The organism is Pseudomonas sp. DTU12.3 (genome assembly GCF_004124275.1).
GTDB lineage: Bacteria > Pseudomonadota > Gammaproteobacteria > Pseudomonadales > Pseudomonadaceae > Aquipseudomonas > Aquipseudomonas helmanticensis.
Map to the genome: position 1 here is coordinate 3567478 of NZ_CP027218.1, position 22907 is coordinate 3590384.

Consider the following 22907-nt stretch of genomic DNA (forward strand, 5'->3'; position numbering starts at 1 on the left):
CCACAGGGGAATGCATTCCAAGTGTGGGAGCGAGCTTGCTCGCGAAGGCCGCGACTCGGTCTCACGCCTTAGAAACAGGTTTCCATGCTTTCGATCACCGACAACTGCTCATCCACCAGCAAGCCCACTCGCCACTTGTCAAACGTCAGGCACGGGTGCGAAGTCCCAAAGGAAATGATATCGCCAACACGCAATTCAACGCCCGGCGCCACGCTCATGAACGCATGCTGATCCATCACCGCCGTCACCTTGCAGGCGCCGACATCGTCGCCCACCGCCGGCACAACGCCCGCCTTGTAGCGCAACAACGGCACCGGCAAGCCAGCGTCGTAAGCGACATCACGCTTACCCAGTGCAATCACCGCAAAGCCCGCTTCCGGCAGCGACTGCACATGCGCCCAGACTTCCAGCGCCGGGCGTAAACCTTCGTGCAGATCGCTGCGGCGGTCGAGCACGCAGCACTGCGCTTCCTTATAGATGCCGTGGTCGTGCGCCACATAACTGCCCGGACGCAACACGCTGAGGAACCGCCCGCCGGCGTTCTGCGCTTCGAACGATTCGGCAATCAGGTCGTACCACGCCGAGCCCGACGCGGTAATGATCGGCTTGCCGATGGCAAACGCGCCGCTGTCCTGCAACTGCACCGCCAGACGCACCAGCGACGCGGCAAACTGCCGAATCCCGCTGACCGCGTGATCGCCGTGAATCACCCCTTCGTAACCTTCGATACCGGTCAGGGCCAGCGCCGGCTGTGCGTTGATCGCCTTGGCCAGTTCGATGACTTCCTTCTCGCTGCGGCAACCGCAACGGCCACCGACCACGCCGTACTCGATCATCACGTTCAACTTCACCCCACGCGAAGCGAAGAACGCCCCGAGATCGGCGACGTTGTCCGGGTGATCGACCATGCAATAGAAATCGAACGACGGATCAGCCAGCAGATCGGCAATCAACGCCATGTTCGGCGTGCCGACCAGTTGATTGGCCATCAGCACCCTGCGCACGCCGTGGGCATAGGCCGCTCGGGTCTGCGTGGCGCTGGCCAGAGTGATGCCCCACGCGCCGGCGTCGAGCTGACGCTTGAACAGCGCAGGGGTCATGCTGGTTTTGCCGTGAGGCGCGAGTTGCGCGCCGCTGTCACTGACAAACTTCTGCATCCAGCGGATGTTGTGCTCCAGCGCTTCGCGATGCAGCACCAGCGCCGGCAGGCTGACGTCGCGCGCCAGGTGTGCGCCGATGGCAGCGTCGCCTTTTTCCCCGGCAGTATTGATGGCAGTCGTCATGGTCGAACTCCTCACTTTCGCGGCCGCAGGCAGCCGCGGTTATTCGTTGATGCGCCGGGCGAGGCTATTGGCGCTCTCGATCAGCACCCGGCGATAGTCGTTGTAATTGTTCTTCGCATCGGCCCGTGGAGCGACGATGCACAGGGTGCAAATGGCCACGCCGTTACGGTCTTTGACCGGGGCGGCGAAGCAATGGGTAAAGGTGTCGGCGACACTGTCGAAGGAGAAAAATCCGTCGATGCCGGCCTGACGGATTTCCGCCAGAAAGCGCTCCAGCGGCAGGCGTTCGCCGTCGGGCAGGATGTAATCGCCTTCGTCGATCAGGTCGATGATCTGTTGATCGCTCAAATGCGCGAGCAGCAAGCGCCCGGAAGCGGTCCAAGGAATTGGCGCGTTTTCACCGATATCAGAGGAAATGCGGAAATGCCGCTCGCCCTCCTTCATCAACGCCACCGTGTATTTGCGCCCGTTGAGCAGGCACATCTGCGCGGTTTCATGGGTCTGGCTGACGATTTCCTGCAAGGCGTGATCGGCCTCGCGACTGAGGTCGAAATGACGCAAATGCGCCTGACCGAGGAAGTACAACTGGCGCCCCAGATAGACATGACCGTCCTTGCCCACCGGCTCGAGAATCCGTCGTTCGAGCAGGGATGCGACCAGTTCGTAGACGGTGGATTTCGGGCTGCCGATGCCGTTGGCGATGTCATTCGGACGCAACGGCTGGCCGATCTCTTTGAGGAAATCGAGAATATCGAACGCCCGGTCCAGACCGCGTGCCCGGCGCTTGATGGTGTCTTCGGTCATTTCATTGGTTCCCATTCAAAGTCGCCGGATGGTAACTGGCCCGTGAGGTTGTGTCAGTTGGATTGCTGCCCTCACCCCCCGCCCTCTCCCAGAGGGAGAGGGAGCCTGACTGTATCGATGCACATGTTGTGATCAGCCGCCAAAACCTGCATCGATACAGATCAGTCCCCTCTCCCTTGGGAGAGGGTTAGGGTGAGGGGCTGCGGCCTAAGCAACGCAGCAATTTTCAAGCCTTTTTCTTGTACGCGATGCAGTCGATCTCGACCTTGCAGTCGACCATCATGCTCGCCTGCACACAGGCCCGCGCCGGTGCGTGCTCCGGTTTGAAGTACTCACCAAACACTTTGTTGAAACTGCTGAAATCCCGTGGATCGTCCAGCCACACGCCGGCACGCACGACATCTTCCAGGCCATAACCGGCCTCTTCGAGAATCGCGATCAGGTTCTTCATGGTCTGGTGGGTCTGCTCGACGATGCCGCCAACGATAATCTCGCCATCAACCGCCGGCACCTGCCCGGAAACGTGCAGCCAGCCATCCGCTTCAACAGCGCGCGCGAAGGGACGTGGCTGGCCGCCAGCGGCGGTGCTGCCGGTGCCGTAACGAGTAATGCTCATGGGTATTTCTCCTGATTACAAAAGTGAAAAGTCAGAACCGCGTGCTTTTCAGAAACTCAGCCAGACGCGGCGATTGCGGGCGTTCGAACAAGTCTTTGGGAGGCCCCTGCTCTTCGATCCGCCCCTGATTCATGAAAACGATCTTGTCGGAAACCTCGAAGGCAAACCGCATCTCGTGGGTCACCAGCAACATAGTCATGCCGTCTTCGGCCAGCCCCTTGATGACGTTGAGCACTTCGCCGACCAGCTCCGGGTCGAGCGCCGAAGTGACCTCATCGAAAAGCATCAGGCTCGGATTCATTGCGATCGCCCGGGCAATCGCCACGCGCTGTTGCTGACCACCGGACAACTGGCCGGGAAAGTGATTGCGCCGCTCCAGCAGGCCGACGCGCTCCAGCCATTTCTCGGCGAGCACCACGGCTTCGTCCTTGTGCATCTTCTTCACCTTCAGCAAGCCGAGGGTGACGTTCTGCAACGCGGTCAGATGCGGGAACAGATTGAATTGCTGGAAAGCCATGCCCGTCATCGCGCGATGCCGAGCGATGACTTTTTCCGCATGACGCACACGCTTGCCGTTGGCCTCGTCATAGCCGATGGATTCGCCATCGAGCAGAATCTGCCCGCCCTGGAATTCTTCGAGCATGTTCACGCAGCGCAGCAGCGTGGTCTTGCCCGAACCGCTGGAACCGATCAGCGTCACCACGTTGCCGCGCTGCATGCTCAGGTCGACACCCTTGAGCACTTCGACCGCGCCGTACTGTTTGTGCAGGCCACGGATATCCAGCAGCGGCTGGACGTTTTCAACGTTGGAAACTTGAGCTTGAGTCATGGCAAGGCCACCCGCTTTTCAATGTGCCGGCCGAGTAATTCGATGCCGTAGTTGATGACGAAGAACAGAAAACCGGCGAACAGGTAGAACTGCAAAGTCATGAAGTTCCGGGCGATGATCTGTTGGGTGCTGAGGAGCAATTCGGCGACGCCGATCACCGAAAGCAAAGTCGAGGCCTTGACGATTTCGGTGGACGAGTTGACCCAGGTCGGGAGGATCTGCCGCAGCGCCTGAGGCAACAGCACGTAGCCGAGGGATTGATAAAACGTCAGGCCGATGGCTTTGCCCGCTTCCATCTGCCCGCGCGGCAACGCTTGCAACGCACCACGGACAATTTCTGCGACGTGCGAGCCGCAGAACAGCGTCAGCCCCAAAGCGCCCGCCTGAAACGCACTGATCTGCCAACCCAACGCCGGGGCCATATAGAAGCAGGCCAGCACCAGCACAAACACCGGCGTGCCGCGAATCAGATCAACGTAAAAGCGGAACGGCGCGCGCATCCAGAACTTGCCGTAAGTCAGCACCAGGCCGGCGACCACGCCAACCATCGTACCGAGCAGAATCGCCAGGGCCGACACTTGCACGCTGGTCAGGAAACCCTGCCACAGCGGCTCGCGCGCGACCCACAATTCATGTAACCAACTGGGAGATTCGTACATCGCAGGCTCCTATCGGCGAATTGCCAGACGCTGCTCGAGGTAACGCAGCAGCAAGGCAATGAGGTAACAAGCCGCGACATACAGCGCCGTGGTCACCAGCCAGGTTTCGATCACCCGGTAGCTCTCGACGTTGATCTTGCGCGCGTAATAGGTCAGCTCCGGCACCGCAATCGCGGCGGCCAGCGAAGTGTCCTTGAACAGTGAAATAAAGTTGTTCGACAGCGCCGGCAGCACGTTGCGCAGCATCACCGGCACGGTGACGTAAGCCTTGACCTGCCACTCGCCGAGACCGATCGCCAGCCCGGCTTCGCGCTGACCTTTGGGAATGCTCAGCAAACCGCCACGAAACACTTCGGTCAGGTACGCCCCGGCATACAGTGACAACGTAATGATGAACGAGGGGATCTTGTCTAGACGGATCCCCAGGCTCGGCAGTGCAAAGTAGATCAACAGAATCAACACCAGAATCGGCGTGTTACGCACCACCGTGACGTACACCGAGGCCAGCACCCGCAAGGCGCGATGCTTCGAGAGCAAGGCAAACGCCATCAGCAGGCCGATCACGCAGCCGATGGCGATCGACACCAGCGCCAGTTCGAGGCCCAGACCGAGCCCCGCCAGCAAGGTGTCGAAATCGCGCCACACGGCGGCAAAATTCAACTGATAGTTCATGGTCAGCAGTACCTTGAGCGGGGCGACGACAATCGCCCCACTCTCACGGGATCATTTGAATTCGACTGGGAAACCGATGGCTGGCGACGGCAGATCGACGCCGAACCATTGCTTGAAGGAGGCGGCGTAGGTCGGGAACTCAACGCCGGTCATGGCTTCATGCAGCGCGGTGTTGACGAAGTTCAGCCAGTCCTGATCGCCGCGTTTCACCGCACACGCGTAGGTTTGCGGACTCCACGCATAGGTCGGGCTGCGGTAGCGGCCAGGGTTCTGCACCATCAGGTATTTCACCGAAGACTGATCGGTGGCGGCGGCATCGGCGCGGCCGGAGTTCACTGCCTGATACATCAGGTCAACGCTGTCGTACTGATCGACCTTGGCCTTGGGTAGTGCCTGATGCACCAGTTCTTCGGCATACACGTTTTGCAGCACCGCCACGGTCACGCCGTCGCCAGCGGCTTGCAGATCTTCGATTTCCTTGTACTTGCTGTTGTTCGGCAGCAACAGGCCAACGCCTTCGCGGTAGTACGGCAGCGTGAACGCGACTTGCTGCGCACGGCTGGCGGTCACGGTGATGAACTGGCAGCTCATGTCGACCTTGTCGGTGAGCAGATTGGGAATCCGCGCATCGGACGACTGCACCACGAACTCGACCTTGCTCGGGTCGTTGAACAGACCTTTGGCGACGATCCGCGCGATGTCGATATCAAAACCCTGCAACTTGCCATCCGCACCCTGGAAGTGCCACGGCGCATTGGTGCTGCCGGTGCCGACAATCAATTTGCCCCGGGCCAGCACACTGTCGAGCTTGCCGTCAGCCGCCTGGGCGGACATGCCCATGACAGCGGACGAAGCCGCGAGAACAAAAACACACGCTTTGAACAAAGAAGGTCGGCGATGCATGGCAAGCACTCCAGGGTTGTTTTATTCCGCTATACCGGAACACGGTTTGTTACTACGGAATAGACAGCAGAAAGTGTGCCACAGGAATTCAAATAAATCCTGAGGCTTTAAATATTAAGAAAATTCAACGGGTTGGAATTAATCTTTGGTGGGGCAAGGCGATTCGGCTCAAACGGTTTTCAATTTGCGAAGCCTGGTCATGGGAAGTAACGCCACATTGAGGTGCAGCAATGTGCGCATTCGAAGCAGATCATGGCCTGAGCCACTCATCGGATTTTCAGTTTGACCTGTCAGAGTTGACAGTTGTCGATGGCGATTTGAGGGGGCTTACTGACCTGGCTTTGAAAGCTCTCGTACAGCTCATTAACCAGATCAATAAGGATGGATGAAATGGCCAACTTGATAAAAAACGGGGATTTTTCCCAGCAAGGCACCCATTGGACGGCAAGCAATCCTGGGAATGTAAGTTACGACTCCGGCGACTGCGTTATTGCCCAGCCAGGTTCAATCAGTCAGGAAGTCCTCACCGCTAACGGACAGGGGGGCAGTTTCATGGTGTCAGCCAGAATGAAGACCATTCTCGGCTCTGCAGGTCGTGTCACCGTGCAGCCAATTCCTTCGGGAACCCCGGTTTTTCTGGATGTCCCAGGCGCTCAGGAATGGATAGTCAAGAGCACCATTATCACCGCACCAACGGCCACTATCGCGTTCAAGGTGACGTTGGCAGCCAATGATGGTGAAAGCGGCAAACCGGGTTCGTACTTCGCCGACCTAACGCTTTCGAAGTTAAATTGATTCCACGGCGAAGCTGAAGCGCGAGTCAGTACCCAGGTCTGACTCGCTTTTTTTGCCCTGTGAACGAGTGGCCGACGTATGAAAAAGGAGATTTCAATGAATTCGAGCGCCCCTTTCGCTGCCCTGCCCCCGACTTATCGCAAGGCCCTGAAAACCTGGCGCCCGGTGATCCTGTATTTCGCCAATGAGCACTGCCCGGCGTGCGAATGGGCGGGGCCAATATTTCGCCAAACAGCCGAGCCCTATCGGCATCGCGCCAATATCTACATGCTCGACACCTGCCAATCGCCGCGCCACCCGCTGGTCACCGGCACTCCCACAGTGCTGTTCTACAAAAACGGCAAACTGCTGAAAAAGCTCAAAGGCATCGGCAATGAAGATACCCTCGCGCGGGATTTCGCCCTGCACATCGGCAAAACCAAAGCACCGACCGCCCCGCGCAAACCACAGCATGATCTGAACTGGTTGCGCCGCACTTTTCGTTCCCTGTGCACCGTCCCGCGTGCACATCGATGGAACTTTTCCTGAAAGTGCCACCTAAGAGCCATCAACCGATGGCACTTTCGTTCCAAATCATCGGTAACAAACTAGCCTGAGGCCGGATTGGACAAGCTCCCATCCGGCTGCTTTCCTTTATTTCTCAGCAACAGAACACACGTCAAAGGTGCTTTTGCCCTGGCGTTGCCATGTCCCAGGAGGGGTCAATGTCTTTCAAAGTCATGATGGTTTTCGGTACTCGTCCGGAGGCCATCAAAATGGCCCCGCTCGCTCGGGTTCTGCGTCAGTGGCCGGACATCCAACTGAACATCTGTTCTACCGGCCAGCATCGCGAGATGCTCACGCAAGTACTCGATGCCTTCGAACTTTCGGTCGACGAAGACCTGCAAGTGATGACTCAGGGTCAGACCCTCAACGGTCTTTCGCAAAATCTGCTGGCGCAGCTGGATCAAGCCTATGCACGGGTCAAACCCGACATCGTGCTCGTCCACGGCGACACCACCACCAGCTTCATTGCCGCCCTCGCCGCCTTCAATCGGCAACTGCCCATCGGTCACGTTGAAGCAGGCCTGCGTACCGGCAACCTGCGCGCGCCCTGGCCGGAGGAAGCCAATCGGCGCCTGACCGGTGTCATCGCTGACCTGCACTTTCCGCCGACCTCGAAATCCGCCGCCAACCTGCTGCGCGAAGGCGTGCCTGAGGACAACATTGAAATCACCGGTAACACCGTCATTGATGCCTTGCTGTGGATGCGCGCGCAACAGCAGCAAACCGGTTGGCACCCGGCAGCGGATTCGCCGTTGGCCGTACTCGATGATCAGCGCAAGATGATTCTCATCACCAGCCATCGACGGGAAAACCTCGGCGACGGTTTCCGCAACATCTGTGAGGCGCTGGCCGAACTGGCCGAGCGCTATCCGCAGGTGCAATTCGTTTATCCGGTACACCTCAATCCGCTGGTGCAGGAAGTGGTGTACGGCATGCTCGCCAATAAACCGAACATCTATCTGGTTGCGCCGCAGGACTACCCGAATTTCGTCTGGCTGATGGGCCGTGCGCACTTCATCCTCACCGATTCCGGCGGTGTACAGGAAGAAGCGCCGGCGATCGGCAAACCGCTGCTGGTGCTGCGCGATGTCACTGAACGGCCATCGGTGCTGGAAAGCGGCACCATGCTGCTGGTCGGCACCGACAAGGCCCGCATCGTCAAGGAAGCCGCACAACTGCTCGACGACGAAGAGACCTATACGCGCATGAGCCGTGTGCATTTCCCTTATGGCGATGGCCACGCCAGCGAATTGATTGCCACCCGCCTCCACGCCTGGCTGAGCACTCGCTCGGCGGCGGGTGAAGGGGTATGAGTCTGGGTTGGGTCGACTTTTTTGCGTATGTGCTGTTCGGTCTCAAATATGTGGCGATTGCCCTCGCCCTGCTGATGTTCGTCCTCGGTCTCGATGATCTGTTCATCGACCTCGTGTACTGGTCCCGCAAGCTGATCCGGCGCTGGCGGATCTACGAAAAATTCGACCGCGCCGATGAAGAGCGCCTGTACGCAATCCCGGAAAAACCACTGGCGATCATGGTGCCGGCATGGAATGAAGTCGGTGTGGTCGGCGAAATGGCGCGCCTGGCCGCCTCGACCATCGACTATGAGAACTACCAGATTTTTGTCGGCACCTATCCCAACGACGCCGAAACTCAAGCGGACGTCGATGCGGTCTGCCAGCACTACCCCAACGTGCACAAAGTGGTCTGCGCGCGCCCCGGCCCGACCAGCAAGGCCGACTGCCTGAACAACATCATCGACGCGATCCTGCGCTTTGAAAGCGAGGCGAAAATCCAGTTCGCCGGGTTCATCCTGCACGACGCCGAAGACGTGATTTCCCCGATGGAATTGCGCCTGTTCAACTATCTGCTGCCGAACAAGGACCTGATCCAGATCCCGGTCTACCCGTATGCACCGGAGTGGAAAGGCTTCACTGCCGGCCACTATGTCGATGAGTTCGCCGAGAACCACGGCAAGGACGTCATCGTCCGCGAAGCCTTGACCGGTCAGGTGCCCAGCGCTGGCGTCGGCACCTGCTTCAGCCGCAAGGCCATCAGCGCCCTGCTCGAAGACGGCGACGGTATCGCTTTCGATGTGCAAAGTCTCACCGAGGACTACGACATCGGTTTCCGTCTTAAGCAAAAAGGCATGAAGTGCATTTTCGCCCGCTACTCGGTCAGCGATCCGAAACTGGCGCTGGAGCAACCGTGGGTGTTCGGCATGAACCGCGAGTTCTCCCAAGTGATCTGTGTCCGTGAGCATTTCCCCCGGGATTTGCAGCATGCGATCCGGCAGAAATCGCGCTGGATTGTCGGCATCGTGTTTCAAGGCACCAAGAACCTCGGCTGGAGCCGCAAGGGTCTGCTCAACTATTTCCTCTGGCGCGACCGGCGCGGCCTGATCGCCTACATGCTGAGCTTCCTCGTCAACCTGCTGTTCGTGGTCTTGATGGTGATGTGGCTGGTGACGGTGATTTCTCCCGAGTCGTGGCGCTATCCGTCAATTCTTTCCGACAGCTCTCTGCTGCCGATATTGCTTTGGCTGAACGGCTTCATGCTGCTCAACCGGCTGTTTCAGCGCGGCTGGTTCGTCACCCGTTATTACGGACTGGGCGAGGGCCTGCTGTCGGCACCGCGAATGATGTGGAGCAACTTCGTCAACTTCTTCGCCAATCTGCGCGCGCTGAAACAAGTCATGGAGATGGGCGACTCCCGGCGCGTGGCGTGGGACAAGACCACCCATGAATTCCCCGCCCTGACCAAAGCCCAACGCACACCGCTGGGCCATCGTCTGGTGGAAAAAGGCCTGCTGACCGAGGAACAACTGGAAGCGGCGATCACCAGTCCGGTACGTCGACGTCTGGGACGTGAATTGTTGTTGCGCGAATACATCGACAGCACGCAACTGGTGCAGGCACTGGCCGAACAACTTGATCTGGAGTGGGCGCCGCTCAACCCGTTCAAACTCGACAAACGCCTGATCGACGCCGTGCCGCGCCGTGTGGCATCGCATTATGGCGTGCTGCCGGTGGCTGAAGATGGTGAAACCCTGGTCCTGGCGTCGGAAGGTCCGGTCAGCCAGGTGTCGCTCGGTGCGATCAGCCGTCAATTGAAACGCCCGGTACGCTGCCGACTGGCACCGCAGGGCCGTGTGACTTTGGGGATTCGTCACTGGTACGCCAGTCACCGACAGAATGAGGAAGTGCGTCATATGCTTGAAGTGCTTGAGCGTCATCAGGACGATGAAGCCTTGCTGGAACGCGTCAGCCGCCATCAGGTGTTGCTGGGCAATTTGCTGCAGGTACGCGGGATGGTGCCACCCACCCTGTTCAATCAGGCATTGATCGATTTCGACGCCGAAAACATGTCACTCGGCGAACATCTGATTTCCCGGGGCATGATCACCCAGGAAGTACTCGATCAGGCCCTTGCAGATCAGGCCAGCGAACAACAAGCCGCCTACCGCATCGTTCGGGAGGCTGCATGAAGCCTGTGCACCGTCACACCCTGTTGATGGGTAGCCTGCTGCTGGGCATGAGTACGGCGTATCCGCTGCACGCCGCGCCGCTGAGCGATTTCGAACAGTTCCGCAGTTACCCCTACATGGATCGCAGCTACCGCGAAGCGAAAAAGGGCAACTGGAAAGAAGTCGAACGACTGATGCGGCACTTGCTGGAAAAAGTCCCGAAAAACGACGAGGCACGCGCCCTGCTGGTGGAATCGCTGGCCAGACAACGGCGCTATGGCGACGCCGTCCAGGCGCTGCCGAACAATGACAGCGCAGCCGTGCTCGATTTACGCCTGACCTGGATCGAACAGGATCCGCCGAGCAGCACCCAGGTCGAACAATGGATGGCCACCAGTGACCTGAATGACCGCATACGTCTGTGGCAGGCCTACAGCTTGAGTCTGGCCAAGTTCGGCGGCGCGGCCAAGGCCCACGACTGGCTCGCCCAACTGGCGCCCCGAGGGGACGACAACATCCTGCGCCTGGCGCGTGCCAATTGGTCAGAGCAACTGCGCGACTGGACGGGCACCATCGAACAACTGGCGCCGCTGGCGGCGAAAAAACAACTGGATGCCGAAGGCTGGCAGCGCCTGGCCAACGCTTATGTTCAACGCCTCGACGAAAAACCCTTGCAGCAATTGCTGCAACAGGCACCGACAGCGGAAGCCGCGCGCCAAGCGCGTCTGGCGATGGTCAATCGCGCCATCGCCATGGGTCACGATCAGCAGGCACAACGCTGGTTGCAATCGTTGCCCGCCTCCGACCTGGCCGATCCAGTGCAACGCCAGCGTCTTTGGGAACTGGCACGGCAGACCGATGATGTACCCACCGTGCAACGCCTGAGCAACGATTTGCAGCGACCTTGCCTGGAAACTGCCGATTGGCTGTCGCGTCACGACCCGGAAGCCGCGCTGACGCAATTGCGCGGCTGTCAGCCGACGGATGATCCACAAAAATGGCTGGTGCTTGCCCAGCGCCTGCAAGCCACCGATCTGTTGCAAAACACTCGCTTGCCGGCGCCGTGGGACAGCCGTCGTCAGGCGCAGTTGGTGGATGTCTGGCAGGAACAGGGCGACAGCAGCAAAGTCATGGTCTGGCTGGCCGGCCAGACGCAAACGCCCGCCGTGGTCAAACGCCGCGCCGAACTGGCGCAGACCATGGGCCGGCGCACCGAAGAGCAAACCCTGTGGGAATACCATTACCGTCAGACCGGCAACCTGGCGTCGCTGAATCAGGCGAGTTTCCTCGCACTCAATAGCGGCGACCGCCAACACGCACAGCAACTGCTGGAAACCGCTTATGACCGCCATGACGGACGTCTGCCCGGCGCCGCGCTGCAACGACTGGCCGGTCTGTATGCTTCATCCAGCGATATCACGGCACAGCAACAACGGCGTATGGCGTCGCTGCTCGGGCATGTCGACGGCGCCACTCGCGGTCAACTGCTCGCGCAGCTCGCGGAAAAAGGTCAGTGCGATGTCGTGCAACAAGCCGTCGGCGACCACCCGCAAGCCATCGGCGACTATCGCGCCCTTGGCCGCTGTGCGATGCCCGATCGTCCGGGCGAAGCCGTGGTTTATTACCAGCAGGCAGAAAAGCTCGGTGACCGCAGCAGTCGTTTGCCGTTGGCCTACGCGCTGGAAGCCGCTGGCGATTCCACCGCTGCATTGGCCATCTGGCGCAGCATTCCCGCTGCGCAACTCAGCGACAACGCCCGCCTGACCGCGAGTCGCAGCGCGCTGAACGCGGGCGACAATCAAGCCGCCGAACGTTTCTGGCAGCAAAGCAGCACACGCGGCGCCAATGAATGGGCATTGGGTGCGGCAGTCGCCGATGCTCGCGGCGACCATGCACAAGCGTTGCAACGACAACGTCAGGCCCTGCAAACAGCCCCGGATGCCGGGCATTTCTACGCGGCCTCGGTCACGGCACAGAAAGCCGGCGATCTTGCGCAAAGCAATGCATGGCTGGCCGAAGCCGTGCGGCGCGAGCCGGGCAATCCGCGCTATCGCGCCGATTACGGCATGCGCCTTGCGGGCGCCGCCACCCGTGAACAACGCGCCACAGCCATTCCCTATCTGCAGCAGGCTACCCGCGACTTCCCCGAGGATTATCACCTCGGCGAAACCCTCGCCTGGCGTTATGACGAGGTCGAGGACAGCGCTTCGGCGCGCAAAGAACTGCGCCGCGTCATCGATCTCGAACAGAACCCGGTGGCTGCCGACGATGAAGATGGCAGCATGGAAGCCCGGCGTTATCGTCAGCGGCGCGCCCATGAAGCCTTGTCTCGCCGGGACAACTTCACCATCGCCAGCACCTGGTCACCGGCCGGCGTATCGACCAACGACTTCCTGCGCGATGACAAAAGCCAAGGCTCGAATCGCAGCCCGAACTCGCAAAACGTCCAGGTTGCGATGTGGGATCACGCCCTCGGTGAAGAACCGAGTCGCGCCGGCAGTTCGCTGTCGGTCTACGGCCGTGTGCTGCTGGGTGGTCAGAGCCGCTCCAGTTACGCCGAATCCGTCGCGGCGGGCGTCGGTCTGCGCTACAAGCCGTGGGGCACGCAGAACATCAACTTCTATGGCGAAATCTACAAACAGAGCCAGTTCGATGACCAGGACAATCATGGCCTCAGCCTTGGCCAGTTGATCAATCCGGACAAGCTCTCGGATCAACTCGACGATCATCGTCAGGACGGTCACACCACCACCGACTACCTGTTGCGCGCCACTGCATCGTTTCTCGATCAGGGCAAATACCGCAACGACTGGCGCGTCGACGAAAGCGACTGGGATGAACGCTTCCTCTACCTCGATGCCGCATGGTGGACCAAGGCCGGCGATCATCAGTGGCTGTCGCGGTTCCAGCAAGGGCATACATGGAAGCTGCCGTTCAACGGTGCGCAGACGATCATGCCGTATGGCTTTCTCGAGTTTGCCAGCCAGGATCCAAGCAACGACTGGCGGCAGGATCTGCGCACCGGGGTCGGTTTGCGCTGGCAATGGTGGTACGACGATGACCGCTATAACGCCTACCGCTCGAAGCTGACAGTGCGGACCGAGTACCAACAGGCGCTGGGCGGCAATCTGTATGAAGGTGGCAATGGTGTGCTGCTGGGCGTGGAGTGGAATTTCTGATGGCTCGATGGATGCTGTTTTTCTGCCTGCTGCTGGGCACTGTGGTCGCGCGAGCCGATGAGCGCGTGTTCTATCAACCGTTGAATGTCGATGCGGGTCTCACTCAGGCGCAGTGGCTACGAATATGGCAAGACACGGCGAAACAAGGCACGCGCACGCTGATCGTGCAGTGGACCGCATACGGCGACTCAGACTTCGGCGGTGCCAACGGCTGGCTCGCCAACAGTCTGCAACTGGCACAACAACAAGGACTGCAACTGGTACTCGGGTTGAAGATGGATCCGGCCTATTACCAGCGTATCGACGAACTGGACAGCGCTGGTCTCGCTAAATACTGGCAAGCGCAACTGGGCCAATCGCTGGCGCAGCAGCAGAAGCTGCGCGAGGACTGGAAGCTGCCGGTGAGTGGCTGGTATCTGCCGCTGGAGCTGGATGACTTGCACTTCCTCGCGGCGGATCGCCGGGCAACGCTGCAACGTCAGCTCAAAGACCTCGCCGGCAAACTCGACGCACCGCTGCACGTCAGTGCATTCAGCGCCGGTAAGCTCGCGCCGAACATCAACGCGCAATGGCTGGGCGAGTTGAGCGCTGCGGGCGTTCAGGTCTGGTGGCAGGATGGCGCCGGTACCGGGCGCTTGCCGCCCGTGGTGCGCAGCAGCTATGCCAGCGCACTGCCCTGCTCCGTCGGTATCGTGCGAGAAGCGTTCCGCCAGGTCAGTGGTGACGTCCAGCCGTTCCACGCCGAGCCTGCTGCCCCGGATGTGACGTCGAGCGGTTGTCACGCCAGCGCGGTGTTTTCTCTGCGCTATCGCCCGTGGGGCCGGGTGATTCTCGACAACCAGCGCAAGGCCGGCAATGTACAAAATCATTGAAGACGAGGTCCTGAAAAAAACCGCGCCCGCTGAATTGCGGGCCGAGTTTGTCCAGCACGAATTCGAGCGCCTGCATTCCTTCAGCCTGTTGATCTTTATCGTCAGCATCGCCATGTGGCTGATCTTCGACTTGATCGTCAGTCTCCTTGGCGGTCAGGGATTCACCTGGCGATCAATGCTATTCGTGGCGTTTTTCTCTGTGCTGACCATGGTGTTGTGGTTTACCCGCCAGGCCCGACATTTCGATGTTCTGGCGGTGTTGCTGGTAGTGGGCCTGACCGTGGGTATTCGATTGATCGTCAGCGGCTTGCCCCCGGCCGTACACAGTTCCTGGCTGGTGCTCGCTGCGGCCGCCATGCTCTACAGCTTCTCGGTACTGCCGCTGAGTCGCCGGGCATTCTTTATCGTGCAGTTCCTGATCTGGCTGCTGCTCAACCCGTTTATCAACACCACCACCAGCCTGGTTGAACTCAGGGGCGTACTGACCGCCTGCTACAGCGTGTTTCTCTGTGCGTTGACGATTTACACGTTCCTCAAGCTGCGCGAAGCCAAACTGTACAACTACATCATGTCCAGGCTGCTGCTGGATCAGGCCTACAACGACACGCTGACGGAAATCCCCAATCGTCGATCGTTCATGACCCTCGCGGAAAAACACCTGCGGGCAGAGCCTCGCGAGCATGACCACTACCTGTTGATGATCGACATCGACAACTTCAAGAAGGTCAACGATACCTATGGCCACGACATCGGCGATGAGGTGCTGAAACGCATCGCTGCCGATATCAAAAAGGTCATGCAGCAGTTCGATTACGCACGCCTGGGTGGCGAGGAGTTTGCAATTTATCTGGCGGGAGTCCAGCGCGAGGAGGTTGCAGCGCTGGCGGGTGAATTGTGCCGTTTGGTGCGGGAGCAACCGACCCGGTATCCGGTGACGATCAGTATCGGCGTGACCCGGGTGGAAGACGACGATTCGCTGACGCAGGCGTTGGTCAAGGCGGATGCGGCGTTGTATGAGTCAAAGCATACGGGCAAGGATCGCTACACTTTTCATCAGTAAACTGTGTATCGGCAGATCGATTGCCATCGCTGCCAAGCCAGCTCCCACATGATTGATGGTGTAGCCAAAATCGATGGGCACCCGATAAACCTGTGTGAGCTGGCCTGCCAGCGATACGGCCGGAACAGGCGCCGTGATCTTTAAGCGGTATCACGCTCCAACAACACCCGCGTCACGCGTCGCTCTTCAACCGCTTTCACAGTCATCCGCCAGCCTTCGTGCACCAGTCGATCGCCGATCACCGGCAAACGATCCAGCAGGCTCATGACCAGCCCGGCCATGGTTTGATAATCCTCGGTCGGCTCGGCGCCAAACCCGGTGCGCTGACGAACCCGCGCCAGGTTCAATGCGCCGCTGACCAGAAACCCGCCCTGCTCCTCGACGACATCCGGGCCTTCGATTTCGCTGGCATCAGGCAACTCGCCGGCGATCGATTCGAGAATGTCGGTCATGGTCAATACACCGACAAAATCGCCAAACTCGTTGACCACAAAGGCAATGTGCGTCGAGGCCGCGCGCATCTGTTCCAGCGCGTTAAGGATCGAATAGCTGTCGAGCAGGTTGATGGTCTTGCGCGCCAGATGTTCCAGGTTCGGCTCGGTGCCGGCCAGATACTCCTTGAGCAACTCCTTCTTGTGCACGAAACCCAACGGCTCATCCACCGCACCGTCACGAATCAACGGCAGACGCGAGTACGACGAATGCATCAGCTTTGTACGAATTGTCTCAGCGTCGTCTGCCAGATCAATCCAGTCGACATCGGCGCGTACTGTCATCAGGTTGCGAATCGGTCGTTCGGCCAATTGCAGCACGCCGCTGATCATCACCCGCTCGCGACGATCAAACAGCTCCGCATTCGGCGCTTCACCGTTGTCGAGCAGATCGGAAATTTCCTCGCCGACCTCTTCCACCGCCAGTTTACGACCACCAAGCAGACGCATTACCGCGTGTGCCGTGCGTTCACGCATCGGACGCAGGCCTTGCATCGAACGCTTGCGACGGGCGCGGGCGATCTGGTTGAACACCTCGATCAGGATCGAGAAACCGATCGCCGCGTACAAGTAGCCTTTCGGAATGTGGAACCCCAGACCTTCAGCCGTCAGGGCAAAACCGATCATCATCAAAAAGCCCAGGCACAGCATGATCACCGTCGGGTGCGCATTGACGAAGCGCGTCAACGGCTTGCTGGCGACGATCATCAGACCGATGGAAATGATCACCGCGATCATCATCACCGCCAGTTCATCAACCATGCCCACAGCGGTAATCACTGCGTCCAGCGAGAACACCGCGTCGAGCACGACGATCTGCGCGACAATCGGCCAGAACAACGCATAAGCGGTATTGCTCGAGCGCTCGCCGACATGCCCTTCAAGGCGCTCATGCAGTTCCATCGTCGCTTTGAACAACAGGAACACGCCACCGAACAGCATGATCAGGTCACGGCCGGAGAAGCTCTTGTCGAAGATTTCGAACAACGGCTGCGTGAGGGTGACCAGCCATGAAATACTCGCCAACAGGCCCAGGCGCATGATCAGCGCCAAAGACAGGCCGATGATGCGTGCGCGATCACGTTGATGCGGCGGCAGTTTGTCGGCGAGGATTGCGATGAACACCAGGTTGTCGATGCCCAGCACCAGTTCCAGCACGATCAGAGTCAACAAGCCTAACCAGGCTGTGGGATCCGCTAACCATTCCATAAAACGTCTCGATCTCTCTTCAGTGAATTCAGGCTGCCGGACACGGCAAAGCGCAACGCGAAGGCTCAGGAGCCGCGTTATCAACGATAGTCGGGTGTCGGAAAACTGGATGCTGCGAGTGCGTCAAGACCGCGCCATGGCGCGAAAAGGAGGTTCTCTGTGGCAGAGACGGGGGAGGCTCCGAGAGGGTGTTCATGTAATTCCTGAATGAAAAATGGCCTTGAAGCCTACAGGCTCAGGCCACTTTTCCTACAGCAACAAATCATTTCAAAATCTGTACTACAACCCGAAGTCAGTGCTTGAAAGACTTCAGTACCCTTTCCGCATTGGCGTTACAGCCCATACCGTCCGGTCGGCTGCGAATGTCGTCGATCACCGCCAACAGTTGCTCTCTGCTCTGCGCCAGATGTAACTGCATCGCCTCGATCTGCTCGACTTTGTGGCTCAGGCTCGACACCAGATCGTCCTCATTGAACTCCCCGGTCAGCGGGTCTGGCAGTAGCAATTTAAGCTCATCGAGACTGAACCCCGCCTGTTGTGCACGCTGAATGATGTTCAGGGTTTGCAGCACTTGCGGCGGATAGCGCCGATAACCGTTGCCCTGCCGCTCGACCTTGGGGATCAGGCCTTGCGCTTCATAAAAGCGAATGCGCGAAGCGCTCAGCCCACTCATCTGCGCCAATTCACCAATTTTCATTGCAACCCCGTTTGCCCGCTTGACATTAAAGTTAACTTTAAGCTTAGCCTCGCTCCATTACTGATGAGGAGTCAAGCATGTCGCCCTTTCAAATACTTAATCTGCCCAACGGTCAGTCGCTCGATAACCGTATCGCAAAAGCGGCCATGGAAGAAAACCTTGCCGACCGCGAACAGGCGCCTTCTGGCGAACTGTTGCGCTTGTACCAAGCCTGGGCTGAAGGCGGCGCCGGGCTGTTGCTGACCGGCAACGTGATGATTGATCGACGCGCCATGACCGGCCCCGGTGGCGTGGTGCTCGAAGACGAACGCCACCTGCAGCAATTCCGCCAGTGGGCCAGCATCGGTCGCAGTGGCGGCGCGCACTTTTGGGTGCAGCTCAACCACCCGGGGCGGCAGACAATGGCCAACCTCGGCCAGCAAGCGTTGGCACCGTCGGCGGTTGCGCTGGATCTGGGCAAGTTCTCGAAGATGTTTGCCGAGCCCAAACCGATGAGCGAAAGCGACATCGAAGAAGTCATTCAGCGCTTTGCCAACAGTGCGGCGCTCGCCGAGAAAGCCGGTTTTACCGGGGTGCAGATTCACGCAGCGCATGGCTATCTGCTCAGTCAGTTCCTGTCACCGTTGACCAATCGGCGTACCGACCGCTGGGGCGGCTCGCTGGAAAACCGTGCGCGCCTGCTGCTGTCGGTGATCGAGGCGGTGCGCCAGGCTGTTTCGCCGCAGTTTTGCGTGGCGGTGAAGCTCAATTCGGCGGACTTCCAGCGCGGCGGTTTCGACACTGACGATGCGCGCTAGGTGATCGAATGGCTCAACCAATACCCGATTGACCTGCTCGAACTGTCCGGCGGCAGCTATGAGGCTCCGGCGATGCAGGGCGAGGCCCGCGACGGGCGGACGCTGGCGCGTGAAGCGTACTTTCTGGAAATGGCCGGCGAACTGGCCAGTGTCGCGCGCATGCCGGTAATGGTCACTGGCGGCATTCGTCGTCTCGCCGTGGTCGAACAAGTGCTCGACAGCGGCATCGCCATGGCCGGGATCGCCACCGCGCTGACCCTTGAACCGCATCTGGTCAAACACTGGCGCGAAGGCCTGGAACGCAATCCACAACTGCCGCCGATTCGCTGGAAACGCAAGGCTCTGGCATCGCTGGCGAACATGGCGGTGGTGCGTTTTCAGATCGATCGTCTCAGCCGCGGTCGCCAGCCACAACCGCGAGTGCCGGCGATTTGGGCGTTGATACGGGACCAGCTATATCTAGGTCGACGAGCGCGGCAGTATCGCCAGGCGATGGGTGTTTAACGTCCGGCAAAACGCAAACGCGACAACTGACGCAAATCCCCGTCAACGTAATAATCGTGAGTCCAACTGTCATCCACGGCCAACGGCTGCACCTGCTTCAACGCCAGCTTCTTCGCGAAATAGCGAAAGCGGTAGTGCTCGTAGAAGCGCAGCAACTCCAGGCCATAGCGGTCGGCCAGATCGGTATCACCGCGAATGATCAGGTAGTTCTCGTCGTTGCCGTTGCTGGCCGAGGTGCTGAGGTTATGGCTACCGCTGATGATAGTGGGCGCGTCGGTGGTGAAGTCGGTGACCACCGCTTTGGTGTGCACCAGCAGATTGCCTTTCTGGCCTTTCATGTTCTCGCGCAGCCAGCCTTCCAGACCGGTGTTGAGCAACGCGGTGGCGGCAAATTCGGCGCTGCGATCGGCGTGGTATCCGGTGATGCGGCTGGCAGTGTTTTGCAAGCCGAAACGCAGGATGTCGTCGTGCGGCTGGCCGAGCAGCGCGTTGAGAATGGCGTCGGGCAGGCTGAATGCGGTGACAAACAACACGTCCTTCTTGGCCGCCTCGATGATTTCGACGAACTCGCGTAAATCCGCGCCGCCGCTGCGTGGCGAGAAGCCGGCGAACAGTGTTTGGGTCGGATCCATCGGGTTATGTTCGCTGATCCAGGCGCGAGTTGCGCCGACGTCGGTCGGCGTCGCCCAGATTTCTTCAAAGGTTTGCAGATAGCGGCTGCTGACGGCGCCCTCATCGAGAACATGCACGACGTTGGCTTGCCGGTAAACACCGTTGGCAGTGAAGTTGGTACTGCCACACAACACCGCTTGCGGCTGACGCTGGCCAGTCGTATCGAGGCGGCTGAGAACAATGAACTTGTTGTGAAAAATGTTGTGAGTAACACGCCCGCACTTGCTGGCGGCCGGCAGTTTGGCCAGGCTCGCCTGATTGATGGTGGTGTCTTCGTCATCCGCTCGCGCGTGATACAGCACCCGAACCTTGACCCCGCGCTCGAACGCCGCGTTGACCGCATCGACAATAGCCTGCAACTGATACTCGTAGATCGCGATATCCAGCGCCCACTGGCCGTCGACCGCACGCTCGATAAACCCCAGCAATCGCCCGAGCAGACCGTTTTCCAGCCATTGCCGTGCCGCATCGGGCCAGGCCTCGATGGGCATGTTCTTGTTCGCGCTGATCTGCGCGTCGAGGTCGGGAAACTTGCGCTGAAAGGCCTGACTGGCGGCCACGGCGCGATTGAAAATCACGCTTTGATGGGTCGGATGTCCGTCGTCAGAGGTGATGGTCAGTTGCAGTGATTCGCCCAACTCCGGCGCGTCGGCGGTGCCGTAGGCCAAATGAACACGGTATTGAATGGTCATCCCCGGATTGACCGCGTAATCGGCCCAACGGAATTTCTGCAGCGGCGCCTTATCGCTCGGCGTGGCGTGGAATTGCGCGAAGGTGTGAGCTTTGCCGGGAAAGGTCAGGCTGTTGAAGAGGAACAGCCAGGGTTTGTCGCCCTGCTGCTTTTCGATGGCAAACCCGAGCAGGCCCTTGCGCCGCGATTCGGCAAGATCGATGGCGAGCAGCACGCCGTTGGTGCCGGCGTAGGCCTTGACGCGGAAATCGTCTTGAGGGTTTTTGACCAGGATGCGCATCGCTCACTCCTTGTGATTGGGCTGCGCAACAGCATAGTGCAGTGCTGCGGATTATCTTGTGCGGTATCCGCACCGAGTCGATGCCATCGCGGGCAAGCCACGCTCCCACAGGTTTGCGGGTGCAGGAGAAGGCTAGCCCGCGATGTGGTCCGATCAGACCACAGCGACATCATCGATGTGCCGATACTGCAGATCCAGCGCGCTGGCCAACTCCCGCGCCCGCCCCAGCCGAATCGGTCCGCGCTCGATGTCGATCAGCAGCCCTGGGCATTCCAGCGGCGGCGATCCGGACAAATCCTTCAAGCGCCCATCCGTCACCAACAGCATGCGTTGCTGCTCGGCCGGAAAACGTTTACGTCGCAGCGCCAACCATTGCTGCGCCTGCTCTAGCGCCGCGAGCAAGGGTGTGCCGCCCCCCGCTCCTAACGCATCGAGCCAGACGCGCAAACCGCTGGACGCTTTCAAACCTTGCACCTGCCATTGCGGCGTCGTCCCGCTGGCGGTCAACAATGCCAGACGTGCACGTTGCCGATAGGCGTCATCGAACAATTGCGCGAGCAGGCCTTTGGCATCGCTGAGGGCTTGATGCCGGCGAGTCGACGCCGAGGCATCGACGATCACCAGCCACAGTTCATGCGGCGAACGTGTGCGTTGCTGGAACAACAGGTCGGCGCGGGTCCGAGGGCGACCGTTGAGCAAAGTACCGACCCAGTTCAGCGCACCGTTGCGGGCAGCATGACGTTTGCCCTGACGGCCATGATCGAGTTGCCCGGCGCGGGGTCTGGCATTCGCCCCCGCGTCGGATCGGGGGCGAATGCCTAGGGCTTTTTTGGCCAGACCGGCACTTCGCGGCGGGCGCCGGTGGTGAGTGCCGGCGTGGGCATGTCGCCCCACTGGCCCTGCCCTTCGCTCGGGCTGGCCTGAGTGTTGGCCGGCGCTTGCGCAGGCGGCTGAGGACTGCCGGCCGGCTGCTCACGGCGCCGATGCCGCAGGGCAAATTCGGCCACCGCGTCGATGTCTGCCGCGCCAATCACCTCGGCGCCGCGCCAGGCGGCATGCGCGCGAGCCGCACGCAGCCAGACCAGATCGGCACGCAAACCGTCGACCCCGGCAGCAAAGCAACGCTCGGTGATTTGCGCCAGTGCGGCATCGTCCAGCGGAATGTTGGCCAAGGCAATGCGCGCGTTTTCACAACGTTCGCGCAGGGCGTGCTGCTGCGTGTCCCATTGCGCACAGAAAGCTTGCGGATCGCTGTCGAAATCCAGTCGACGACGGATGATCTGCCCGCGCTCGGTTGGCACAGTGTTGCCGCTGAGGGCGACGTTCAAACCAAATCGATCGAGCAGCTGCGGACGCAATTCGCCCTCTTCCGGGTTCATCGTGCCGATCAGGACGAACTTCGCCGAATGGCGATGGGAAATGCCGTCGCGCTCGATCAGGTTGGTGCCGCTGGCGGCGACATCGAGCAGCAGATCCACCAGGTGATCGGGAAGCAAATTGACCTCGTCGACGTAGAGCACGCCGCCGTCGGCCTTGGCCAACACCCCAGGCGAGAACTGCGCACGTCCCTCGCTCAGCGCCGCATCGAGGTCGAGGGTGCCGACCAGACGTTCTTCGGTGGCGCCCAATGGCAACGTGACGAATTGGCCGCTGGCGAGCAGATCCGCCAAACCTCGGGCCAGCGTGGATTTGGCCATGCCGCGTGGGCCTTCGATCAGTACGCCGCCGATTTTCGGGTCGATGGCGGTCAGGCACAGGGCGAGTTTCAGGTCATCGGCGCCGACCACGGCGGAAAGCGGGAAATGCGGGGTGTCGGTCATTTGCAATACTCAATCATGGTCGGTGAAATACTTTCAAACTGTGGGAGCCGGCTTGCTCGCGAAGA

General features: G+C 59.9%; 19 protein-coding genes and 1 pseudogene. 8 read left to right on the forward strand and 12 right to left on the reverse strand.

What is annotated here, in order from left to right; genetic code table 11:
- Positions 1-68: 68 nt before the first annotated feature.
- The 7 genes from C2E19_RS16215 to C2E19_RS16245 form a co-directional block, all read right to left on the reverse strand.
- Complete coding sequence (locus tag C2E19_RS16215; RefSeq protein WP_129394112.1) at positions 69-1283, reverse strand: amino acid deaminase; 1215 nt, start codon at positions 1281-1283, stop codon at positions 69-71.
- Between the two features lie 39 nt (positions 1284-1322).
- Complete coding sequence (locus C2E19_RS16220) at positions 1323-2087, reverse strand: IclR family transcriptional regulator (protein ID WP_129396138.1); 765 nt, start codon at positions 2085-2087, stop codon at positions 1323-1325.
- Between the two features lie 226 nt (positions 2088-2313).
- Positions 2314-2703, reverse strand: coding sequence for a RidA family protein (locus C2E19_RS16225; protein WP_007912330.1), 390 nt, complete (start codon positions 2701-2703; stop codon positions 2314-2316).
- Positions 2704-2734: 31 nt separating this feature from the next.
- Positions 2735-3532, reverse strand: coding sequence for an amino acid ABC transporter ATP-binding protein (locus C2E19_RS16230; RefSeq protein ID WP_129394114.1), 798 nt, complete (start codon positions 3530-3532; stop codon positions 2735-2737).
- Complete coding sequence (locus C2E19_RS16235; protein ID WP_129394116.1) at positions 3529-4191, reverse strand: amino acid ABC transporter permease; 663 nt, start codon at positions 4189-4191, stop codon at positions 3529-3531. Before C2E19_RS16235 ends, C2E19_RS16230 begins: the two co-directional genes overlap by 4 nt.
- 9 nt (positions 4192-4200) lie before the next feature.
- Positions 4201-4863 carry an amino acid ABC transporter permease gene (locus C2E19_RS16240; RefSeq protein WP_129394118.1) on the reverse strand — a complete coding sequence of 221 codons (663 nt, stop codon included), beginning with the start codon at positions 4861-4863 and terminating at the stop codon, positions 4201-4203.
- Positions 4864-4914: 51 nt separating this feature from the next.
- Positions 4915-5766, reverse strand: a complete 852-nt coding sequence (locus C2E19_RS16245; protein ID WP_129394120.1) for a transporter substrate-binding domain-containing protein — start codon at positions 5764-5766, stop codon at positions 4915-4917.
- A 390-nt stretch (positions 5767-6156) separates the two neighbouring features.
- Between C2E19_RS16245 and C2E19_RS16250 the strand changes: the two genes are divergently transcribed.
- The 7 genes from C2E19_RS16250 (at position 6157) to C2E19_RS16280 (ending at position 15681) form a co-directional block, all read left to right on the forward strand.
- Positions 6157-6561 carry a hypothetical protein gene (locus tag C2E19_RS16250; protein WP_129394121.1) on the forward strand — a complete coding sequence of 135 codons (405 nt, stop codon included), beginning with the start codon at positions 6157-6159 and terminating at the stop codon, positions 6559-6561.
- A gap of 96 nt (positions 6562-6657) precedes the next feature.
- A complete protein-coding gene (locus C2E19_RS16255) occupies positions 6658-7089 on the forward strand; it encodes a thioredoxin domain-containing protein (protein WP_129394123.1) in 432 nt (143 codons plus the stop codon).
- A gap of 176 nt (positions 7090-7265) precedes the next feature.
- Positions 7266-8420, forward strand: a complete 1155-nt coding sequence (gene wecB, locus C2E19_RS16260; RefSeq protein ID WP_129394125.1) for a non-hydrolyzing UDP-N-acetylglucosamine 2-epimerase — start codon at positions 7266-7268, stop codon at positions 8418-8420.
- The gene (nrfB, locus tag C2E19_RS16265) at positions 8417-10591 is read left to right on the forward strand and encodes a cyclic di-3',5'-guanylate-activated glycosyltransferase NrfB (protein WP_129394127.1); all 2175 of its coding nucleotides are present in this window, start codon (positions 8417-8419) and stop codon (positions 10589-10591) included. Before wecB ends, nrfB begins: the two co-directional genes overlap by 4 nt.
- A complete protein-coding gene (locus C2E19_RS16270) occupies positions 10588-13749 on the forward strand; it encodes a phage receptor (RefSeq protein ID WP_129394129.1) in 3162 nt (1053 codons plus the stop codon). The genes nrfB and C2E19_RS16270 overlap by 4 nt, the downstream gene beginning before the upstream one ends.
- Complete coding sequence (locus C2E19_RS16275) at positions 13749-14621, forward strand: DUF4434 family protein (RefSeq protein ID WP_129394131.1); 873 nt, start codon at positions 13749-13751, stop codon at positions 14619-14621. The genes C2E19_RS16270 and C2E19_RS16275 overlap by 1 nt, the downstream gene beginning before the upstream one ends.
- Positions 14605-15681 (forward strand): diguanylate cyclase, encoded by a 1077-nt coding sequence (locus C2E19_RS16280; RefSeq protein ID WP_129394133.1) that lies wholly within the window; start codon positions 14605-14607, stop codon positions 15679-15681. Before C2E19_RS16275 ends, C2E19_RS16280 begins: the two co-directional genes overlap by 17 nt.
- A gap of 140 nt (positions 15682-15821) precedes the next feature.
- Here C2E19_RS16280 and C2E19_RS16285 read toward each other — a convergent pair whose 3' ends face one another.
- Positions 15822-17381 (reverse strand): TerC family protein, encoded by a 1560-nt coding sequence (locus tag C2E19_RS16285; RefSeq protein WP_129394135.1) that lies wholly within the window; start codon positions 17379-17381, stop codon positions 15822-15824.
- Positions 17382-17673: 292 nt separating this feature from the next.
- Positions 17674-18078: a MerR family transcriptional regulator gene (locus C2E19_RS16290; protein WP_129394136.1), complete on the reverse strand. Its 405-nt coding sequence runs from the start codon at positions 18076-18078 to the stop codon at positions 17674-17676.
- 77 nt (positions 18079-18155) lie between these two features.
- Here C2E19_RS16290 and C2E19_RS16295 point away from each other — a divergent pair.
- Positions 18156-19379 (forward strand): annotated as a pseudogene (locus tag C2E19_RS16295) (NADH:flavin oxidoreductase/NADH oxidase family protein).
- Here C2E19_RS16295 and C2E19_RS16300 read toward each other — a convergent pair.
- From C2E19_RS16300 to C2E19_RS16310, 3 genes are all read right to left on the reverse strand, one after another.
- Positions 19376-21022, reverse strand: coding sequence for a phospholipase D-like domain-containing protein (locus tag C2E19_RS16300; protein WP_129394137.1), 1647 nt, complete (start codon positions 21020-21022; stop codon positions 19376-19378). The pseudogene C2E19_RS16295 and the gene C2E19_RS16300 overlap by 4 nt on opposite strands.
- A gap of 153 nt (positions 21023-21175) precedes the next feature.
- A complete protein-coding gene (locus C2E19_RS16305) occupies positions 21176-21916 on the reverse strand; it encodes a VWA domain-containing protein (RefSeq protein WP_129394138.1) in 741 nt (246 codons plus the stop codon).
- Positions 21841-22842, reverse strand: a complete 1002-nt coding sequence (locus C2E19_RS16310) for an ATP-binding protein (RefSeq protein WP_129394139.1) — start codon at positions 22840-22842, stop codon at positions 21841-21843. Before C2E19_RS16310 ends, C2E19_RS16305 begins: the two co-directional genes overlap by 76 nt.
- Positions 22843-22907: the final 65 nt, after the last annotated feature.

Excerpts from the sequence above, each read along its gene's own strand:
- C2E19_RS16280 (WP_129394133.1), top strand. The coding sequence starts at position 14,605 with ATGTACAAAATCATTGAAGACGAGGTCCTGAAAAAAACCGCGCCCGCT.
- C2E19_RS16300 (WP_129394137.1), bottom strand. The coding sequence starts at position 21,022 with ATGCGCATCCTGGTCAAAAACCCTCAAGACGATTTCCGCGTCAAGGCC.
- C2E19_RS16270 (WP_129394129.1), top strand. The coding sequence starts at position 10,588 with ATGAAGCCTGTGCACCGTCACACCCTGTTGATGGGTAGCCTGCTGCTG.
- C2E19_RS16230 (WP_129394114.1), bottom strand. The coding sequence starts at position 3,532 with ATGACTCAAGCTCAAGTTTCCAACGTTGAAAACGTCCAGCCGCTGCTG.
- C2E19_RS16285 (WP_129394135.1), bottom strand. The coding sequence starts at position 17,381 with ATGGAATGGTTAGCGGATCCCACAGCCTGGTTAGGCTTGTTGACTCTG.
- C2E19_RS16245 (WP_129394120.1), bottom strand. The coding sequence starts at position 5,766 with ATGCATCGCCGACCTTCTTTGTTCAAAGCGTGTGTTTTTGTTCTCGCG.
- C2E19_RS16235 (WP_129394116.1), bottom strand. The coding sequence starts at position 4,191 with ATGTACGAATCTCCCAGTTGGTTACATGAATTGTGGGTCGCGCGCGAG.
- wecB (WP_129394125.1), top strand. The coding sequence starts at position 7,266 with ATGTCTTTCAAAGTCATGATGGTTTTCGGTACTCGTCCGGAGGCCATC.
- C2E19_RS16220 (WP_129396138.1), bottom strand. The coding sequence starts at position 2,087 with ATGACCGAAGACACCATCAAGCGCCGGGCACGCGGTCTGGACCGGGCG.
- C2E19_RS16290 (WP_129394136.1), bottom strand. The coding sequence starts at position 18,078 with ATGAAAATTGGTGAATTGGCGCAGATGAGTGGGCTGAGCGCTTCGCGC.
- C2E19_RS16310 (WP_129394139.1), bottom strand. The coding sequence starts at position 22,842 with ATGACCGACACCCCGCATTTCCCGCTTTCCGCCGTGGTCGGCGCCGAT.
- C2E19_RS16255 (WP_129394123.1), top strand. The coding sequence starts at position 6,658 with ATGAATTCGAGCGCCCCTTTCGCTGCCCTGCCCCCGACTTATCGCAAG.
- C2E19_RS16240 (WP_129394118.1), bottom strand. The coding sequence starts at position 4,863 with ATGAACTATCAGTTGAATTTTGCCGCCGTGTGGCGCGATTTCGACACC.
- C2E19_RS16250 (WP_129394121.1), top strand. The coding sequence starts at position 6,157 with ATGGCCAACTTGATAAAAAACGGGGATTTTTCCCAGCAAGGCACCCAT.
- C2E19_RS16225 (WP_007912330.1), bottom strand. The coding sequence starts at position 2,703 with ATGAGCATTACTCGTTACGGCACCGGCAGCACCGCCGCTGGCGGCCAG.
- C2E19_RS16215 (WP_129394112.1), bottom strand. The coding sequence starts at position 1,283 with ATGACGACTGCCATCAATACTGCCGGGGAAAAAGGCGACGCTGCCATC.
- C2E19_RS16275 (WP_129394131.1), top strand. The coding sequence starts at position 13,749 with ATGGCTCGATGGATGCTGTTTTTCTGCCTGCTGCTGGGCACTGTGGTC.
- nrfB (WP_129394127.1), top strand. The coding sequence starts at position 8,417 with ATGAGTCTGGGTTGGGTCGACTTTTTTGCGTATGTGCTGTTCGGTCTC.